Annotated in this window: 13 protein-coding genes; 11 read left to right on the top strand and 2 right to left on the bottom strand. The window is 44.0% G+C overall.

Features of this window, described 5'->3' with window-relative positions:
- Positions 1-144: 144 nt before the first annotated feature.
- Positions 145-2,553 carry a response regulator gene (locus tag HHL16_RS09830; protein WP_169425040.1) on the top strand — a complete coding sequence of 803 codons (2,409 nt, stop codon included), beginning with the start codon at positions 145-147 and terminating at the stop codon, positions 2,551-2,553.
- Between the two features lie 11 nt (positions 2,554-2,564).
- On the opposite strand, the gene gap is transcribed toward HHL16_RS09830, so the two are convergent.
- Together gap and HHL16_RS09820 are read right to left on the bottom strand one after the other, a co-directional pair.
- Positions 2,565-3,575, bottom strand: coding sequence for a type I glyceraldehyde-3-phosphate dehydrogenase (gene gap / locus HHL16_RS09825; RefSeq protein ID WP_169425039.1), 1,011 nt, complete (start codon positions 3,573-3,575; stop codon positions 2,565-2,567).
- A gap of 16 nt (positions 3,576-3,591) precedes the next feature.
- Complete coding sequence (locus tag HHL16_RS09820) at positions 3,592-4,584, bottom strand: GlxA family transcriptional regulator (RefSeq protein ID WP_169425038.1); 993 nt, start codon at positions 4,582-4,584, stop codon at positions 3,592-3,594.
- Between the two features lie 358 nt (positions 4,585-4,942).
- On the opposite strand from HHL16_RS09820, the gene HHL16_RS09815 reads away from it, so the two are divergent.
- From HHL16_RS09815 to HHL16_RS09770, 10 genes are all read left to right on the top strand, one after another.
- Positions 4,943-6,238, top strand: coding sequence for a hypothetical protein (locus tag HHL16_RS09815; RefSeq protein WP_169425037.1), 1,296 nt, complete (start codon positions 4,943-4,945; stop codon positions 6,236-6,238).
- Between the two features lie 132 nt (positions 6,239-6,370).
- Positions 6,371-6,973, top strand: coding sequence for a sigma-70 family RNA polymerase sigma factor (locus HHL16_RS09810; RefSeq protein WP_169425036.1), 603 nt, complete (start codon positions 6,371-6,373; stop codon positions 6,971-6,973).
- 58 nt (positions 6,974-7,031) lie between these two features.
- Positions 7,032-8,195: a FecR family protein gene (locus HHL16_RS09805; protein ID WP_169425035.1), complete on the top strand. Its 1,164-nt coding sequence runs from the start codon at positions 7,032-7,034 to the stop codon at positions 8,193-8,195.
- Between the two features lie 107 nt (positions 8,196-8,302).
- Positions 8,303-11,929 (top strand): SusC/RagA family TonB-linked outer membrane protein, encoded by a 3,627-nt coding sequence (locus tag HHL16_RS09800; RefSeq protein ID WP_169425034.1) that lies wholly within the window; start codon positions 8,303-8,305, stop codon positions 11,927-11,929.
- 14 nt (positions 11,930-11,943) lie between these two features.
- The gene (locus HHL16_RS09795) at positions 11,944-13,428 is read left to right on the top strand and encodes a RagB/SusD family nutrient uptake outer membrane protein (protein ID WP_169425033.1); all 1,485 of its coding nucleotides are present in this window, start codon (positions 11,944-11,946) and stop codon (positions 13,426-13,428) included.
- Positions 13,429-13,475: 47 nt separating this feature from the next.
- Entirely contained in the window at positions 13,476-14,417 is a 942-nt protein-coding gene (locus HHL16_RS09790) for a hypothetical protein (protein ID WP_169425032.1), read from the top strand.
- Positions 14,417-15,190: an RNA polymerase sigma factor gene (locus HHL16_RS09785; RefSeq protein ID WP_346766835.1), complete on the top strand. Its 774-nt coding sequence runs from the start codon at positions 14,417-14,419 to the stop codon at positions 15,188-15,190. Before HHL16_RS09790 ends, HHL16_RS09785 begins: the two co-directional genes overlap by 1 nt.
- Positions 15,191-15,287: 97 nt before the next feature.
- The gene (locus HHL16_RS09780) at positions 15,288-16,208 is read left to right on the top strand and encodes an ABC transporter ATP-binding protein (RefSeq protein ID WP_169425030.1); all 921 of its coding nucleotides are present in this window, start codon (positions 15,288-15,290) and stop codon (positions 16,206-16,208) included.
- A gap of 124 nt (positions 16,209-16,332) precedes the next feature.
- Positions 16,333-18,702 carry a Gldg family protein gene (locus HHL16_RS09775; protein ID WP_169425029.1) on the top strand — a complete coding sequence of 790 codons (2,370 nt, stop codon included), beginning with the start codon at positions 16,333-16,335 and terminating at the stop codon, positions 18,700-18,702.
- A gap of 81 nt (positions 18,703-18,783) precedes the next feature.
- A complete protein-coding gene (locus HHL16_RS09770; RefSeq protein WP_169425028.1) occupies positions 18,784-21,090 on the top strand; it encodes a Gldg family protein in 2,307 nt (768 codons plus the stop codon).
- Positions 21,091-21,223: the final 133 nt, after the last annotated feature.

Below are 21,223 nucleotides of genomic sequence, written 5' to 3'. Positions count from 1 at the left end.
CCTCAGAACCGCCATCGGTGAGATAGATGACTTCTTTGACCGGCCCCCAAAACAGTAAATGCGTTAAAAAATATCCGTCTGTTTATTTCGTAGTCTATCAACAATTTAGGAAATTGGCATCACAAGCTAATATTCCACTAACCTATGACCATCGACCCGATCAAAGAAGAGCGCCGGTTACTCGCAGTGCAGTGTTACAATATGCTGGATACCCCACCAGAAGAAGAGTTTGATCATATTACCCGGTTAACTGTTTCCCTTTTCAAAGTGCCTGTTGCCATTATTTCTTTGATGGATAAAGACCGGCAATGGTATAAATCCAAAGTGGGGATGCCTATTAACGAGGTATCGCGCGAGCTCTCTTTTTGTAATCACACCATGCAGCAAACGCAGTTGCTGGAAGTAGAAGACACCCACAAAGATCATCGCTTCAGCGGGCATCCCATGGTCCTGACCGATCACGGCATTCGTTACTATGCCGGATTTCCCATTATCGATGAGGAAGGTTTTGTACTGGGTACTTTCTGTATCGTAGGCTATGAACCTAAAAAGCTGACTCCGGAAGAAACGGAGCTGTTTTTGTTACTCGCCCAATCCGCCACATCGCTGGTGAAGAATTATAAAAAGAAGAATGAAGCCGAACAGTTTGAGCGGCTCTTTACCATCTCAACTGATTTTGTTTGCGTCTTCACGCGCGAGGGCGCTATTCTGAAAGCCAATCCTGCCATCCATAAATTTCTCAATGCCAACGGGCCTTTGGAACAGATCTCATTCTTTCAGCTGATACATCCTGACGACAGAGCAACTACCATCAACCACTTTAAACATGGTCTTTCTGATAACGACCATCTTCATTTTTCTCATCGTGTTCAATGTCAGTCTGGTGAATACAAAACCATTCAATGGACCATCACGGTGGAAGAACCTTCGGGTCACCTCATTGCAATTGGCAGGGATATAACGGAGGCTGTGCAGCAGCAAAGCGAATTGCAACGCGCCAAACAGCAGGCAGAACAGGCTACTTCAGCCAAGAGCGATTTTCTGGCCAATATGAGCCATGAGATACGCACACCGCTGAATGGTATCATCGGGTTTACCGATCTGTTGATGAAAACATCCCTCAATCAGGTGCAGTCGCAATATGGTGGCACCATTAATCAGTCGGCCAAAGTATTGCTGAGCATCATCAACGATATTCTCGATTTCTCAAAAATAGAATCAGGTAAGCTGGATCTGTATCCCGAAAAAACAAATCTGTATGATCTGCTGTGCGAAACGGTTCAACTGATTGCCTTGCAGTCGCAGCAGAAAGGGGTGGAAGTGTTGCTGAATGCTTCATTGCAGCTACCGGAATACATTACGATCGATGGTTTACGACTAAAGCAGGTACTTACCAATCTGCTCAGCAATGCAGTAAAATTCACGGAGAAGGGAGAGATAATCATCACCGTAAAACCAGTTCAGGTATACGACAACGGTAGTATGAAGCTGCTATTTGAAGTGAAGGATAGCGGAATCGGCATAAAGAAAGAAAGCTGTGCTAAGATATTTGAATCATTCTCACAGGCGGACCCCGGCACAACAAAAAAGTATGGAGGAACCGGACTGGGACTCACTATCAGCAACTCCTTGCTGAAAATGATGCAAAGTCATATGGAATTGTCGAGTGAGCCCGGTGCAGGCAGCACATTCTCGTTCGTACTGCAGGTTGAGACAGCAGGCAGCACACTGCTGCAGATACTTCCTCCACCTAATATCAGTTCCGCACTGATAGTAGACAGCCATGCAGGCACCCGGAATTCGATAGCACAGATGCTGACACCGAAAAAGATTGCAGTAACTGAAGCAGCTCAAAGCGATGAAGCCATTGCGCTAATTGAAAAAAACAGCTTCGATGTCGCCTTCATCAATTATCAGCTGCCAGGCACCAATGGCATAGAACTCATCAGGCAACTGCGGCAAAATGCGGGCCGCAATGGCACAGACCTGAAAGTGATACTCCTTTGTAATCTGCCTGATGTAGAACAGTATCTATTAAACAGTCTTACACTCGATATTCAGAGTTATCTGCTGAAACCCGTACACCTGCACGATCTATACGCCTGCATCAGCAACGAACCTGTAAAAAAAGAACCGGCAGCGGTTCCAGAATCAACAAAGGAGGAATCACTTTCCAACCTTGCTTCGCAGGTACTGATTGTAGAAGATAATCTCATCAACAAAATATTTACCCGCACCCTCATTCGCAAATTAATGCCGGCTGCCACTATTCACGAGGCAAGCAATGGCCTCGAAGCAATTGAAGTCTGCGAGCGCATTTCACCAGACCTGGTTTTGCTGGATGTACAGATGCCTGAAATGGATGGACTCGAAGCCTGCCATCATATACGTCAACAGCCTGCCATGCAGCAAAAACCGATCATTGCATTAACAGCAGGAAATATCACAGGCGATCGCGAACTCTGTCTGCAGGCAGGCATGAACGACTTCTTAGTAAAGCCATTTGTAGTGGACGACCTCACTAAGATCCTACAAAAATGGATATTGAAATAGAAGCGGGATTATCAGGCTGTGGCCAGCTTATTCACTTTACCGGCCAGCTCAACAGTCATTTCTGCAATTCTGTTGGAGATGCCTACTTCATTGTCGTACCAGGAAACAATTTTCACCAGTTTATCAATTGAACGCGTTAATGAACCATCCACGATGGAAGAGTGTGTATTGCCAAGAATATCAGCCGACACAAAAGGTTCCTCGGTATACTCCAGTACGCCTTTCAAAGAGGTGTTTGCATGATGTTTCAGAAACTCGTTGATAGTATTGGCTGAGGCGGGTCTCAGCAGATTCAGCGACATATCGGCAATCGATCCGTCGATCACAGGCACGCGATAAGAAAACCCATCCATCTTTCCTTTCAGTGCGGGCAATACATCGCCGATTGCTTTTGCGGCTCCGGTAGTGGTGGGGATGATGGATTGTGTAGCAGCACGCGCTCTTCTGAAATCTTTATGTGGACCATCCTGCAACATCTGGTCCATGGTAAATGCATGTACCGTGCTCATGAATCCGGATTCAATGCCAAATTCTTTATCGATCAGGTATAACACAGGCGCTATGCAGTTGGTAGTACAGGATGCGGTAGATAGAATTTCGTCTGCTTCTGTGATCTCATCATCATTCACACCCATGGCAATGGTTTTTACATTTCCGGTAGCAGGAGCGGTGATCAGCACTTTCTTTGCTCCTGCAGCGATGTGCAATTGCGCCTGTTCTCTCTGAGTAAATCTTCCGGTCGATTCGATCACTACATCGATGCCGAGATCTTCCCATGGCAGTTTCTCCGGTGCACGCTCATTCAGCAAAACAATCTTCTGATCATCTACAACAATGTATTGATCCTGCAATTCTACTGTGCCTGCAAACTTTCCATGCGAGGTATCGTATTTAAAAAGATGCGCCAGCAGCTTACTGTCTGTAAGGTCGTTGATGGCAACTACCTCTATGTCTTTTTTGTTCAGCAATGCTCTGAGGGTCATCCTGCCGATGCGTCCAAATCCGTTGATGGCTACTTTCATGATTGTATATTTTATGTTAGTTTTCTATTTCCTGCAATGAAGTTCTGAACGACCGGCGGTAATCGCTCGGCGACATATTCATATGGCGAAGGAAAGTGCGGCGAAGTGAGATCAGTCCTCCCAGTCCGCATTTTTCTGCAATCTGATCGATGCTCAGATCACTGTCTTCCAGATAACGGCGCGCTACTTCAACCCTTACTTTTTCTACGAATTTTGCGGGAGTAACGCCGGTCTCTTTCAGAAAAACCCTTGTAAAATTTCGCACACTCATATTGCTGTGTTGTGCGAGATGTTCAATGCTCAGGTCTTCTTTGAGATGTCGTATCATCCAGGGATATAATTTTCCGCCGATGGAGTTTTCGAGCCGGTGCACTTCAAGCAGTCTGCTGAACTGTGCCTGAAATCCCGGGCGCTTCAGTGGCAATATCAATTTGCGTGCAACCTGCAATGCGAGTTCGCGACCATGATCTTCTTCTACCAGCGCAAGCGCCAGATCGATGCCGGAGGTTACTCCACCCGAAGTATAGATATTGGTATCGCGTGTAAAGAAAGGATCTGTATCAACTTTTATACTGGGGTATCGCTGTTGAAACTGCTGGCTGTATTCCCAGTGAGTGGTGGCCTGCTTTCCATTCAGCAGGCCTGCTTCGGCAAGGGCATAAGCGCCCACACAGATGGAACAGATGCGGTTTACTTTGGGATAAAAATCGTGCAGCCATTGAAAAAAACGGGCACCGTTTTCAAGCAGCGGCATGGAGAATCCGGCGATGATCACGGTATCGACAGGTTGTGTAATGTCTGCTACAGTAGCTGCACAATGCAGGTCCACTCCGCTTTTTGTAGAAATTCTCTTTGTATTCACAGGAGAAGCGAGCATGATCTCATATCCACCCTTACCATCCAATTGTTTATCAGCTGCGGCAAACACATCCGCGGGGCCTGCAACATCGAGCAGGTAAATTCCCGGCATGGGTATCACAACAATCAGCTTCTTTTTCGTCTTTGCCATAACACTAAATTAGCACGAATCCGGGATGGCTCAAATGACATATTTTATACAAATCCGGCCATGTGAATAGGCAGGTGCGATGGAGAAAACCCATCGGGTATTTGGGTATAATTCAATACAACCCGCTGGTTTCATTCATAAAGTAGTTTACAGCAAAGTGTAAATCAATTGACAGAGAATTTGCTCAAAACCGCACTAAAAGTGGTTATTTTGTCCACCTCGATAAAGAGCCACTGCCATTTTCTCCAACCGGATCTTTCGAAATCAGGAATATTGACTTCGAAAAACCGGGCAGCAGGAGAAACGGGATAGAATAGGCGCAATTATTGATAATTTGATACAAAAAATCTGGAACCCCATGTGCACACCATTCAAAGTGTTGTTTCTTTTGCTGTTACCCCTTGCCAGTCTGGCCCAAAAAATTGTGTTACCCGGCAGCACCGAAGTGAATACCAGTCGTTTGAAACCCGGAACATCTTTGTATACCATCTACTATGTAAAAGGAGAAACCTGGACCAAAAAAGGAACCTATACAAATGAAATATCCATCTCCGGAAATGAATTGAGATTTGTAGCAGACTTCAAAGACGAAACGAATAAATGGTACAAAAGAAGTGCATCTGTTGTTGATGCGAAAACGCTCAACGCCATCTCCTATAAATTCGAAGGATCCAAAAGAAACTACAACCTGACTTTCGGGAATACCATCACAGGTAAAATTCAATATCCGAATGGAGCCAAAGAAAAACAGATTTCAGTAAAAAAACCCGGAAGTTTTGTAGACTACAATGTGGCAGAGATCTTCTTTACAACGCTGCCGCTGGATGTAGGCTACAAAGCAACCATTCCAGAATTCTACTATGTCGATCATCCGGACAGCTTGCTTTCTAATTACATCATCAAAGATGTAAAAAGCTATATTCATCGTTCACCCAAGACCGGCAATCACGATAGCTGGCTGGTGAGTGTACTGGAACAATCCTCTGGCGCTTATTACACCTACATCATCGATAAAAAGGATTACAGGATCTGGCAAAGAGAAATGCCTGCAGGTGGTGGCATAATGGAGATCTGTGTAAATGAAGAACTCGATTACCAGCCCATCAAAGCGAAGTTCAGCAAAGAACTCGCATTGCAGCAACTGAACAGCGGCAACAGCGTAATCATGGGAACAGCCTTTGCAAGAGATCACGGCAACAGCAGACTGCAGGTGATCAATATCAACAAAGCTCAGTATGCACCAAAAGGAACGGTGGTTACCATTCTTCCCAACTCCGCCTACATTGAAGAGTGGAAAGATGTAAATAAAAAGATAAGAAGAGGCAAGAAACTGCCCGAAGTGCCGATCGATCCTAATGTTCAGGCCTGCGTAAAGCAAACAACCGTATATGACAACAAAGGACATTTCGAATTCACCAACCTGATGCCCGGTGAATACATATTGTTAACTTCTTTTGGTTACACGCATCAGTATTCTTATCAGTATTATGCAGGCACATCGAGCCTGGTTCACCCCAGTGGAGCTGTATTATCGTCCAGCCCAATTTATAAATCAGCCAATGCAGCAACAGGTGCAAGAGCTGAAATAGAATTAAAAGTCACTATTAAGAATGATGGAGATAAGGTAGATGTGAATCTGAAAGATGTACGTTGATTAATCAGATGCAGATTACCTGCAAAAGCGCTTTCCGGTTCAACAGCCTGAAAGCGCTTTTCTTTTGGCATTTAACGAACACTTGGAGTATTGCTGCTAATTGGTATATTTATTCATCATATTACCTCCGTATTGGAACGTATACCTCTAAATATCACTAACGATCTGTTTGTGCGGATTGCAGATGGAGAAGAAGCTGCTTTCAACGAATTCTACAATCTCTACCTGCCTCATCTCACAGGATACATTTACAAACTGGTGAAATCTGAAGACGCTGTGAAAGAAGTGGTTCAGGAATCATTGATCCGTTTATGGCTGCATCGTGATCAGCTTCCTGAAATCCAGCATTCACAGGCATGGTTCTACAGGATCGTTTCAAATGAATGTTACCGCTATTTACGAAAATCAGGGCTGCGGATGAGTACAGGCAGTATTGAAGAAACCCCTGCTGCATTCAATGAAGGCAGTACCGAAGGCCCTGAACCTTACCTCGCTTTCCGCGAAACCCAGCAGGTGATACACCGTGTGGTGGCTGCCCTTTCCCCAAGGCAACAGACCATTTACCGGATGAGCCGGGAAGAAGGGATGAATCTGGCGGAAATTGCTGTGGCACTGGATCTGTCCAGAGACTATGTAAAGAAAGTACTGATCACCGCTTTGCAGAACATCCGGAAAAAACTGACGGCTGATGGGCGCCTCCCGTCCATTCTCATTTTCCTGTTATTGAATTATTAAATATTTTTTTCGACCGATGGTCCCTAAACTTTAGTGGCCGGGTCTATTATATATAACTATGCAAAAAGACCGCCTTCATTACCTTGTTCAACAATACGCCGATGACGCCGCTACTGCTGCTGAAATATCAGAATTGCAGCAGTTCCTGGATTCGGGTGCGGATCAGCAATTGTTTACTGATGTGATAAGTGAACAGGTGACCGACTACAGGGATGCAGGATTTGATAGTGCACCATATGCGGCCTTATCTCAGCAGGTACTGCAATTAGATAAGGGCGGTCATTATCCTGCCAAGGTCAGGAGAATGCGTTGGATGGCTGCCGCTGCCGCGGTGCTGGTACTCGCAGTATCAGGAGGTGTTTATTACCTGGTGCAAAAACCGGTTCAACAAAATGAACTGGCGCAAACAAAGATCAATAATGAAGTGCAGCCGGGAAGAAACGGAGCAGTACTAACGCTTTCAGACGGTAAACAGGTTATGTTAGACAGCACCGGAAACGGTTTGATTGCAGAACAATCCGGCGCCCACATTGAACATGCCAACGGGCAGGTATTGTATAAAGAAGCAGATAAAGCCGCAGCTGTGATCAATACGATGAGTACACCCAGAGGAAGGAAGTACCAGTTAACGCTGACAGATGGTACCAAAGTTTGGTTGAACGCAGCGAGTTCCATTACCTATCCTACTGCATTTACAGGAGCTGACCGCACTGTATCCATTACAGGAGAAGCTTATTTTGATGTAGCTGCAAATGCTGCAAAACCATTCCGGGTAAAAGTGAATAATATGGAAGTGGAAGTATTGGGAACCCAGTTCAATATCAATGCCTACAAGGATGAAGTAAGTATAAAGACCACCTTGCTGCAGGGAGCTGTTAAAGTTACAAAAGGAACCGGTAGTCAGCTGCTGAAGCCAGGACAACAGGCGTTGTCAACACAAAATAGCGATCAGCTGACACTGATCACAGATGCAGACACCGGCCATGAAACAGCCTGGAAGAATAATCAATTCAATTTCAAATATACAGATCTGAAAACCGTAATGCGCCAGCTGGCGCGCTGGTATGATCTCGAGGTAGTCTACGAAGCCAATGCTCCCGTGAGTAATCAGTTTGGAGGACAGATCCCCATGGATGCTTCGCTATCGCTTGTATTGAAAGTACTGGAGAAAGGAGGCGTGCACTTCAGACTTGAGGGCAACAAACTCACTGTGTTGCCATAATATTTAAACCTTATACACTTATTCTTTTTAAACTGCCTGTAAAGTGTTGACTGCACTTTACAGAGATGGAATATTTATGCCAAAACTAAAATCCCTCTTGCCAAAACATGAAGCAATTATTCGCAAAAAAGAAGCAGGTGTATTTACCGGTGCTCCGGTATCTGCTTGTTGCAGCATGCTTTTTACCTTTTCGTTCATGGGCTCAGACTGTAACGTTGAAGGTAAAGGATGCGCCGGTTAAAAAGGTTTTTGATGAAGTAGCAAAACAAACGGGCTATACTTTTTTTTATGATGAAAACTTATTGAGTAAGGCAAATCCGGTTACTGCCGATCTGAAGAAAGCTGCTCTGAAAACTGCCATGGATGAGTTATGCAACAATCAGCCTTTTACTTATGCTATTGAAAGTAAGATCATCATCATCACATTTATCACCGACAAGCGTAATATACCACGTTCAGATAGTACAATTAACAGTGGACAGAAAGAAGGGATAGTAACCGGTAGGATCATCAGTAAGGATGGCTTGTCGCTGGCCGGAGCTTCCCTGGTGGTAAAAGGTAAAAGCATTGCGGGAACAACCGATGAAAATGGACATTACAGCATTGCAGCTGATGCAAATGATCAGCTGATCATTTCATATGTAAATTATAAGCAGGAAATAATATCCATCAAGAAGCGCAAAGTGATTGATGTGGTGTTGGAACCCAGCAACAACACCATGGAAACTGTAGTGATTTCTAACGGATATCAGAAGATTGAACAGAAGCATCTGACAGGTTCTGTTACACGTTTGAAAATGGATTCCATTATGCAACCAGGTTTTACTACGGTAGATAAAATGCTGGAAGGGCGTGTGCCGGGGATGATTATGATGCAGAACTCCGGGCAGGTGGGAGCCGTGCCCAGATTGCGCATCCGCGGAACATCCACCATCTTGGGAACGCGGGAACCATTATGGGTGGTGGATGGCATAGTACGTACTGACCCGGTACCTATTCCTGCCAGTCAACTCAATGACCTGGAATTTGTAAATCTCATAGGTAATGCCATCTCAGGTATTAATCCATATGATATTGAAAGCATTGATATATTAAAAGATGCAGCTGCCACTGCCTTGTACGGAGTAAGGGCAGCCAACGGAGTAATAGTGGTTACCACAAAGAGAGGCAAAGCGGGCCCTCCTTCGATTTTATACAACAACACCATCTCCGTTACCCGTAGACCCAGGTATACAGATAATGATGTGTATATGATGAACTCACAGGAAAGGATAGATGTATCGAGGGAAATGTTTGCAAAGCAAATCCCCGTTACAGGTGTTCCGGAAGCTTACGAGAAAGCCCTGCTGGATTATTATGGAGGTAAAATTGATTATAACACCTTAAGAGAACGATTAAGCAGAGCTGAACAGATGAATACTGACTGGCTGGGTATTGTAACGCAGGATGTAATATCTGCCAATCATGCGCTGAGTATTTCAGGTGGAAATCCTCTCAGCAAGTATTACGCATCCGTTGGATATACCAATAACAGGGGAGTGATCAAAGGTGAATATGAAAAACGTTATACCGGACAATTAAGTTATAATCTGGACTACAGAAAACTGAAGACGGATTTCAATATAACATTCAACAGATCAGACCGCAGGTACTCTCCCGGCGAAATTGGTGTTATGAACTTCGCGTACGCAACCAGCCGCGCCATTCCATTATACAACGAAGACGGCACCCTGCATTATTTTGCTCCCAGCACTACCAGTACGAATCCAATCACAAGGCCAAGCTTCAACATAATAAATGAAATGGACCGCAGTGGCCAAACCATTGAAGGCAACGAATTTGCTGCAACGGCCAAAATTACTTATGAATTGATGCGGGGGTTGCAACTGGAGACTATTCTTAATTACACGGCTTCAAATACTGAGGAGCGTAACTGGAATGAAGAAAAAACAAATGTAATGGATGTTCTCAGAGGTCCCTTACCGGATAATCCCAATGAAAACCCTTATCCTTTCGGTGGCCGGCTTAAACAGAACAGTAACCGGCAAAGAAATTTTACCGTAGGTCAAAGCGTCAATTTCAATCATTTTGTCGACGGGGGTAAAAAACACCTGATCTCCGGATTTTTGCGCGGAGAAATATACTCTACAAAGAACAGCGGAATGTCTAGTGAACAACCCGGCTACTATCCGGAAAGAGGGCATACTTTCGCTGTGGTCAACATCGCTGATTATCCTGCATATGGCAGAAATTTAGCTTCTAAAGTGCCAATTATTTCGGAGATGCTGACTAATCGTGCATCTTTAGCTCTTTCGGGCTCTTATGTATTTGATGAACGATATGTAATAAGTGGCAACGCCATGACTGCATTTTCAAACGCGTTTGGACAACGTAGCAACGAAAAGTTTAACCCAACCTGGGGACTTTCAGCCAGATGGAACATCGATCGTGATCTGCTCAAAAATGTAAAATGGGTAGACCGGGTAGCATTGCGCATTTCGTACGGTACGGTGGGCGCTATGCGGGATGGCGAAACTCCTTACACTATCATTAGAAAAGGAGCTTTTGATTCATGGTTTCAATCATTTACTTCCAAAATAAAAAGCTACCCTAATCCCAATCTCAAATGGGAAAAAACAGATGATTATAATGTTGGATTGGAATTTTCACTTTTTGGAGGCAAGCTCAATGGTGATGTGGCAGTGTTCTATAAGAAAACCACCAACGCATTCATGGACAAAAGAATTTCGATTGTAAATGGCCGGGAAGTCTATGTGGTAAATGGTGGTGTACTGGAGAATAAAGGAATAGATCTGGCACTCAATTTCACTCCCGTCAATCAGACACTGGGAAGGAACAATAAGAAATTCGTCTGGAAAATTGATCCTCAATTCGGCCAGATCTTCAACAGGTTACTGCAAAATGCAACAAGGAAGAAGGTAGCAGACAAACTGGTAGATGATGCTGTGAACTTTACTTATCAAAACTATCTGGATGGAACAGTATTGCTGGATGATAAACCCATCAATACTTTTTATTCCTATAGGTTTAAAGGTTTGAACGGAAATGGACAACCGGTGTTTTATGGAGCCGAACCTGAAAATGCTGCAGAACTGAAAGAGCGCTTTAGCAAGATGAGTCCTCAGGAAATTTTTAGTGTGGTGATGGAAGAGTCTGGCAGACGTGAACCGGTACTGCAGGGAGGTATTTCCAGCTATGTCAGATACGGAAGCTGGATGCTGAGTGTGAATTTTGCCTACAGCGTAGGTAACAAGATCAGGCTGTTGCAGATTGCTTCAGGTAATTATGGGACCTACAGGCCGAGCTCCCAGCAAAACTTGCGCAAAGAATATGTGAATCGCTGGCGCTATCCCGGTGATGAAGCCAAAACCAATATTCCTGGCCTGAATTCTCCTTCAAACATTAGTAACAGATGGTGGGATAGTAATCTCTTTGCTTTGGATTATTTTCAGATGTATGATAATTCAGATTTGCGGGTAGTAAGCGGCGATTACATCAAATTGCAATCGGCTAAACTCGTATATAATTGCACGCCTGAGCAATACCGGCTCCTGCATCTCAAAGATGCCACACTCACTTTATCAGGCACCAATTTATTCACCTGGGCAAACAAGGACCTGCGTGGCCAGGATCCAACTCAATCCGGCTCTGGACCCAATATCAACCTGGGCCTTCGGCCGCAGTATTCATTTACAATTAGTGTGAATTTATAACAAACTCTACCAGAATGAAAATCATAACAACATTCATCATTGCTGCGTTTGTTCTTGCCGGCACTTCCTGTAAAAAATTCCTTGCAGCATATTCTCAGAACGAGACATTTATTCAATCGGTGGAGGATCTGGAAGAAGTGCTGATAGGGGAAGTGTATCTGGGAGGCGGCTCTCACTGGGGAAGCCTTGCATTCATGGATGATGACGCATCGCATAACCCAGGTGCATTAATGCGGATTAATGCCTTCGACCAATTTGGCATACACTTCTGGCAGCAGGTGCCCGAACGGAGAAGCGATGGACTGTCGTACGTTGCCTACAATAATACTTATCTCAAGTTGTATAAATTAATTGCAGACCTCAATACTATCCTGTATAACATCCCATTATTGAGAGAGAAGAATGCTTCCGAAGAAAAATTACGGAAAATTTCGGGTGAAGCTCATTTGCTGAGAGCCTACTACTACTTCATCCTGGTAAATGTTTACGGGAAGCCTTTCAGGGCAGCCTCCGCTGCCGCTGATTATGGCGTACCACTTAAGATAGCCCCTGAAGTGCAGGACGCACCCTTTGAAAGAGCCAGTGTTCAGCAGGTGTATGATCAGATTGAAAGGGATCTGCTTGAGGCCGAAAAAGAGCTGAATGGGTTTAATGAAACAGCTGTTTTGAGAGTGAACCAGGCAACAGCACAGGCCTTATTGAGCAGGATATACCTCTATCAGGAAAATTATGAAAAAGCAGTGACCTATGCAGATAAGGTTATTGCAAAACGATATAAACTGAGGGACATGAATAGCTGGCCTTCCGGCACTGCCTTTGTGAATCAGGCATCTCCGGAGCTGATTTATTCAGCAGTGCCAGGTTCTGTTACGGAAAATAAGATGTTGGATATTTCGGTGTACTATGAAATAGAATCGTATAGTGTTTCGAACGAATTACTTGGAATTTATTCATCGAAAGACCTCAGGTTGCCAGCCTTTTTTAAAGCTACAGGTACAGGTGACCTGGTAGCAAGAAAATGCGGAGAAAAAGAAAAAGTAGAAGTAGCAGATATGGCTTCTATCCGCCTGCCGGAACTTTACCTGAATAAAGCCGAAGCACTAGCCATTCTGAACAAGGATGCAGAAGCCATCCACACTTTGCAGGAGTTGCGGAAAAACAGGTTTAAACCCGAAGATCTTACTGATATCACTGTAAGCGGAGCAGCATTGGTTGACTTTATCAGAAACGAGCGGCGCAGAGAGCTTTGTTTCGAGTTCCATCGCTGGTTTGATCTTAGGCGTTATGGTGTCAACAACAAATACCCCTTTGGTAAAATTACCCGTCACAATTCTTATCAGTATGATGGATCAGGCCGGTATCTGGAAGGATATTACGAACTAAAGCCCTATGCCGAAGAACCGGCTGCTTATGTACTTCCCATTTCCATTAAAGAAATTGAATTCGGCCAGGGAGTCATCTCTAATGAACCCCGCCCCGAAAGGCCTTTACTTCATTAGTTCAGGTAATATCAACAGATACATTTTCTACATCTGAAACAGCTTTTATGATTACAAAAAATAATACCATTGGCTTTCTGATATTTCTGCTCACGCTAACAATGGTTTCATGTAAAAAGGAAACATTGCGGCAGTCTGACAATATAGATGCATATAAACTAACAGTCAAAGACAATCCCTCCGATCCTGTAGATCATGCCATTTACCAGTTTTACCAGGAGACGGGTATACCGCTTTATTACAATGATACTATTGCACGTGAAAAGGTGGGGGATAGCGCAGGAATTCCCCGCTACCTTTATCACAAGCTGGCAATAGGATATTCTCCATTAGGTACCCAGGTTACTTCTTCCAGGGTATTGCTTCCGGACAAAGATGTGGTTATTTCTATGTTGCCCTTTCTGAAAGAGAAATTATTACCGCAGTTACCTCGCGGATATTTTCTGCAAAGCCTGTTTGTGGTTAAGAGCGCAAGTCAAAGAGCTTCTCAGGGATTGGGAAGAAGGGTAAACCATCCTTTTCTGGGATTTAACACCCTTATGTTGATCCATATTGATCCTGCAGAGTTGTCTGATTCTTCTCAAAGAAAATATATAGCAGACGCACTGGGAGTAATTGCGTTCAAGATGTTGGAGACAGACTCTTTAAAACGGCTGGGCGCAGAATTCAACAGTATTACACAAAGTACAACCTCGTCTCCAGGTGTCTATCTGCAGGAACTCGCAAAATTAACACCGGAGGGAGACGGAAAATTGGAAGACTTCAGCTTTCTGCCAATCCGTTTTATGGAAAAGTTAGGGCATGGGGATGAACGTTATTCACCCACCTGGCAGGTAGATTTTCTGGCATACCTGGAAGCTGTATTTTTTTATAACAATCATCCCACGGCAAATTTCGAAACTGACTTTGCAGCATACCCACTGATCATAAAAAAATTCAAGGTGATACAGAAAATACTGAAGGATGTTGGCTTCAATATTTCCGGCTAATGCCCCACAACGACGGTCAAAATATAAAATGGTTGAAAATGATCTCCCCCAATTATCCGTTGCACTCAATTGATCAGGGCGATGAGCGCCTGTTCAATCAACTGATTGCTACTTACACCCCATACCTTTTTCCCGATATAGTTGCTATCACCAAATGCAGGCATATCGCTGCTGATATTTTACAGGACACCTTCCTCAAACTATGGGCAAAGCGACAAACTTTTACTTATGACAATCCCGGTGGATGGCTCTACCGGGTAGCCATACATGCTGCATACAAACACATCAAAAAGGAAAGCAGAAAAAGAAAACTCCTTCATGAATTCAACACTGGCAGAAACCAGGATTGCTTCACAGCAGAGAACTGGATGGACAGAAAAGAACAACAACACCAACTGATTGCAATCTTCACCCGCCTTCCGCAAATGCAGCAAAAAGTGTTCTGGCTCAGCCGTGAAGCAGGTTTGAGCCGGGATGAAATTGCCACCAAACTTGAAATTTCTCACAATACCGTTAGAGTACATCTCACCAGGGCGCAGCGTTTCTTTAAAGAACAGTTGAATGCCATTGGTATCCTCTTGTTTTTTGCAGGGTTTAACATTTTTTGCTTTGGTACAGGTAATACCAAAAGTGGTTTGGAGGATTTATATAATGCAGACGGATTTATTAAAATGCTGCCGGATGAAAACAAGTACTCACAGCATAACATAAACAAACCAGCGCTTTTTACAATAGTGAGCATAACTGATGTAGTGCCAACAACCGGAAGCTGACCCTGCTGATTTTCAACAACCTTTTTAAATTATTCATCACTGATGGGAAATACCTGTCGGGCCGGGATTGTATTAATTAATTTTAATAACAAGCAACATGATACTTAAAACTGAAAACCTTTCTCATAAATACAGCAGCAACTGGGCCATCCGCGATATCAATATCGAAATTGCAGAAGCAGGCATTATCGGATTGCTGGGTTCCAATGGCGCCGGTAAAAGCACTACCATGAATATCATCTGCGGAACTTTGAATCAAACAGAAGGCAATGTTTTCATCAATGATATCGATATAAGAAAACATCCACTGGAAGCAAAGAAGGAGATAGGTTTTCTGCCCCAAACGCCTCCGCTGTACACCGATCTTACCATCGATGAATACCTGGTGTATTGTGCAGAACTCAGATTAATGGATAAATCAAAAATCAAAGCTGCGGTAGCAGAAGTAAAAGAACGTTGTGGCATCACGCATTTTAGTTCTCGCTTGATCAATAATCTTTCAGGAGGATACCGGCAAAGAGTTGGCATTGCACAAGCCATTCTTCACAAACCAAAACTGGTAGTGATGGATGAACCCACCAACGGACTCGACCCCAATCAAATGATTGAGGCAAGAAAACTCATCAGAGAAATTGCAGAAGAACATACCGTACTCTTTTCATCGCATGTATTATCTGAAGTGAACCTCCTTTGCAGAGAAGTGATCATGATCGAAGGCGGCAGAATTGTCTTCTCCGATTCTATGGATGCCTTCAATAACTACGCCCAATCAAACGCAGTACTCATGCGAATGGATAATCCACCTGCAACTGCGGACATCATGAAAGTCTCCGGTGTTACCGAAGTGAATTTCCTCTCAGACAAACAGGTCAGAATATTTTTTGAAGGCAGTGAAGAAGAGATCACTGACAGGTTGGTTGCCGCCAGCGTAGCAGGAGGGTGGCGCCTCAAAGAGATCAATCTTGAAAAAGGTGTGCTCGACGAAGTATTCAAGCAATTGTCGAATACCGGAGGATAATCTTTCCCATCATACAATTTCATTTCACCCATACCTGTCAACGCTTTACTGCAAAAGTTGACATGGCCGGCTTTTGCTGTCCACCCGATAAAGAGTTGCTTCAATACTAATAACTGATCAAAGCATGAAACGGATTCTTACCATAGCAAAGAACGAACTAAGGAATCTCTTCTATACACCGGTTGCCTGGTTTACATTGATTGTATTCTGGTGGATGTGTGCGTTTTTCTATACAATGCCTTTGGCCCGCCTGGGCCCCCGGATGTACAACGTGGCTTTGGAGTTCCCTTATCTTCCTTTTACCAATCCAGGAGCATTAACAGAAGGTTTAATTACAATGCCCGGAGGAGGTATGCTTGCTGATGTACTGAAATACCTCTATCTGTTCATTCCATTGCTGACGATGAACATCATCAGCCGGGAATTCAATTCCGGTACGCATAGATTGTTGTACTCATCCCCCTTGCGCATACGCCAGCTGGTGGCAGGCAAATTCCTGGGAATGACAATTTTCAATCTTCTGTTTATGTTGATTCTGGCGGCATTTATGATTACGGCTGCCTTCGATATTAAATCCATAGACTACGGGTTATTATTGTCGGCAGGCTTCGGTATTTTCCTGCTGCTTTCAGCTTACGCGGCCATTGGATTTTTCGCCTCCAGTCTTTCCCGGTATCCGATCGTAGCAGCAGTGATCAGTTTCACCATCCTCATTATTCTGAATAGCATTGACTCTTTATGGCAACAATATGATTTTGTAAGAGACCTTACATGGTTCCTTAGTTTGAAAAGCCGCACAGGCAGAATGCTGAAGGGACTCATCACTACCAAAGACGTTATCTATTTCATCTTGATCATACTGATGTTCGTTTCCTATGCATTATTTGTAATGAAAGGAAAAATACAACAGATTCCATGGTATGTTAAAACAGGAAGATACCTTACCGTTTTTATACTGATACTTGCTGTAGGCTATATATCCTCCCGGCAAAGTGCCATAGGTTACCTTGATTTGTCTGCAGGGAAAACCAACACCCTTCATCCGGTAACACAACAGAACCTGAAAATATGTGATGGTGCGCCCATGGAAGTAACGCTCTATACCAACCTGCTCACAACAGAGCCAAATGACCCTTATGCATTTATTGGCCTTCCTGCAAACACAAACAGTTATTTAAGCCTGTGGGAACCTTACCGCAGATTTAAGTCAGACATACAGTTCAAACAAGTGTATTATTACGCAGTACCTCCGGGTGATAGTTCGCAATACTGGCGATTTCCGGGAAAATCCCTGAAACAAATTGCAGGCCTTGTAGCAAGAACTATGAAAATAGACTCTTCGATGTTTATGGGTCCGGAGGAGATCAGAAAAATAATAGACCCCGGAATTTTCGGATATAAAAGAGGCACCAAAATCTCCTGGAAAAACAGTACTGTATTTATCAACTTCTTCCCTGGTTCAACCGGCACCTCCCATATAGAGGCCACCACTGAACCTGCCTTTAACGCAGCTTTCAAACGCTTGTCCGGTGAAAAAATGCCTCGCATTGGTTTTATTACCGGTGAGCTGGAACGTGCTGTTACCAAAACGGGCGAGCGCGAATATGGCTGGCTGAACAGCTTGTATCCTTTAGGGTTTGATATAGATACCCTGAACCTGGCAACACAGAACGTTCCATCGGATATTACTACACTGGTGTTGGCAGATCCCAAACGGGATTTGAGTGCTGAGGTACTGAACAAACTCAACAGGTATATCGGTGCCGGAGGAAATATGCTGATATTAGGTGAGCCGGGTAAGCAACACGTGCTGAACCCAATGTTACAGCAATTAGGAGTAAACCTGATGCCAGGCCAGTTGGTACGTCCCTCTTTTCATCACCTCCCTGATGTTGTACCTTATTATGAAACTTCCACCGTATATGACCTTGGTGATGAATACCATCTTGCAGCATTTCGACGAACGGTTAAATTCTCAGGCAATCACATACCTTCCAGTGATACACAGGCTGCAGTAATGCATGGTGTTTCCGGACTTCTCTACAACAAAGACAGTGGCTTTACAGCAACCCCGTTATTCTCAACTATACCGAACAGGAGCTGGCAAAAGATAGGGAAACTGGTGCTGGACTCGGTACCACCTGTATTTAATGAACAGGAAGGAGACCAAAAAGAAAATTCTTACAATACAGCTTTGCAGCTCACCAGACAGAAGAATGGCAAAGAACAGCGCATTGTGATTGCCGGCGATGCTGATTTTATGAGTGCTCTGCGAATAGGAGAAAACGGTAAACGAGATCGTGTACGCGCCATTTTCAGCTGGTTGAACTACAACCGTTATCCCGCCTACACCTTATTCCCATTCCCTGAAGACAACTGGCTCAAAATGACGCCATCCTGGGTTAAACTGGAAAGGTTGATCTATGTATGGGTGGTTCCATCATTACTGATGTTATTGGGGATCATACTGCTGGTTAGGCGAAAAAGAAGATAAATGCTAAAACAGCGGAGTAGGATTGACTGAACAAAATGTTTCCGACTAAATCTAACTGTATCAAATAAAAATATTGCGCAAATGCGATTAATCATCAGAATAGCTAAAAATGAATTGCGTTACCTTTTTTACTCGCCAATAGCCTGGATTGTTCTGCTGGCCTTTTGGGTGCTGATCGCTTTGGATTATTTCAACCAGCTGCATAATATGGCCAATGTGCAGGAGGTGATGGTAAAGAACAGTAACCCAAACTGGACCTGGTTGCCGCGTTCTGTTACCGGTATGTTGTTCGGTAAGACATATCAAACAGCCGCCTCTTATCTGTACCTCTTTATTCCCTTACTCACCATGGGATTGATCAGCCGTGAAAAAAGTAACGGTACCATCAAATTGCTGTATTCGTCGCCTACAGGACTGCGACAGATTGTGCTGGGAAAGTACCTGGGGATCATGTTGTACCTGTTAATGTTGGTGGCCATCGTTGGCATTGTGATGGTAATGGGAGTGGTGGACATCCATAAGGAAGACTATGGAATATTTATATCTGGCCTGATTGGATTTTATTTGTTGGTTTGTGCCTATTCAGCGATCGGACTGTTCATGTCGAGCATTTCAATACATCCGGTGATCTCAGCTATCAGCACATTCATGATCATTTTTGCGCTGGACAAGATCGGGATGCTCTGGCAGCAATACGATTTCATCAGGGACATCACCTGGTTCCTTTCTTTGCAGAACCGTACACAAAAAATGATTTTTGGCTTAGTGGTTACCAGAGATATTTTTTACTTCCTGGTGATTGCATTCATCTTCGTAAGCTTTACCATTATTAAACTGCAGTCGGGCAGGGAGTCGAAGGCATGGTATATCAGAACTGGCCGTTACGTACTTGTTATGGTAGTAGCATTGCTGACCGGATATCTGACCTCAAGGCCAGTGCTGACGAAATACTGGGATACAACCTATACCAAAAGCAATACGATTCCTCCGGAATTGCAGAAGATGCTCTCCGCAATTGGAGACAGCAGTTTAGAAGTAACATTGTATGTAAACATCCTGAGCAGATCATCCACCTTTTCCAAAGGCATGCCGGAGAAGCGTAACCCCAGTTATATGACTTTTCTTTGGGATCAGTATTTGCGCTTTAAACCGGATATCAAATTCAACTATGAATATTTCTATGATATAGACCCGCAAACATCAGACAGCGCCTGGCTACAGATCTATCCTGGCAAAACCTTACGGCAGATTGCACTCAAAGTGGCGGAACGGAATGAGTGGGATATCAGTCACTTCAAAACACCGGAGGAGATGCGAAAGATAGCAGACCTCAAAAAGGAAGGCAACCGGATGATAATGTTATTGAAATACAAAGGTCGCACAGAGGTGGCCCGTACAATGAATGATGTCGAATGCTGGCCTAACAGGGGTAATATGGCTTCGGTATTGAAGCGATTGCTGGAGCCGGATAAGATCTCAAAAATCTACTTCCTTACAGGAGAACTGGAAAGGGATATACGCAAGAGGGGCGACCGGGGCTATTATGACCATACAGATAAAAGCATCAGATCCTCTTTAGCAAATTTGGGTTTTGATATAGATACCCTTAACCTGAACACGCAGGACGTTCCCATGGATATGGCAACGCTGGTTTTGGCTGATCCGATAATGGATCTAAGTACCGGCGTACAGGCGAAAATAAAAAGCTATTTAGACAAGGGCGGCAACATGATGATCCTTGGCAAACCAGGTAAACAATACGTGCTCAATCCGCTGCTGCATCAGCTGGGCGTACAACTCCTGCCCGGGCAGATAGTACAACCTTCCTATGATGAAACTCCCGAAAAAGTGGTAGCACTTCCCACTGTAAGGGTTGATTCGCTTTCATGGCTGGCAACAGGCATACCACTTGTTGGAATGCCCTATACTGCAGGTATTGATACCATCAGTGGGAGCAATTTTTCGGGCAATCTATTGTTGCACACTGCGCCAAACAAAACCTGGCTCAAAGCCGGTGATCTGGTGATCGATTCCACTTTACCAGCTTTCAATGCACTGGCGGGCGATCTGCAGCGGAATACATTTGCTACATCATTTCAGTTAACCAGAAATATCGGTCAAAAAGAACAGCGGATCATTGTTTGCGGAAGTGCGGATTTTATCAGCAATCTACGGATTGCAATGAATCTTGACTTCATCGAAGGTGCCCATAGCTGGCTTACCAACAATCATTTTCCTGTTGAATTATCGATGACTCTTCCGGTAGATATTTTGCTGACTGTATCCGAAAGGGGAGCTTATGTACAAAAGATATTGTTCATATGGATCCTGCCCGGTGTGCTTCTCTTAACTGCCATCATCATATTGATCAGAAGAAAAAGAAAATAAAAATCAGGTAAACATACATGCTATGAACTTATTGAGAACAGACGAACAGACCATCGGAGATCTGGAGATCTTTGGGAAAAAAAGCGGGCAAGGCATCATGGATATCTACAATAATGCCAACACACGCGGCGGT

The sequence above is a fragment of the Pseudoflavitalea sp. G-6-1-2 genome, assembly GCF_012927185.1.
Taxonomy (GTDB): domain Bacteria; phylum Bacteroidota; class Bacteroidia; order Chitinophagales; family Chitinophagaceae; genus Pseudobacter.
Note: the sequence above shows the minus strand (reverse complement) of the source record. Positions and strands in the feature narration are given on the sequence as shown.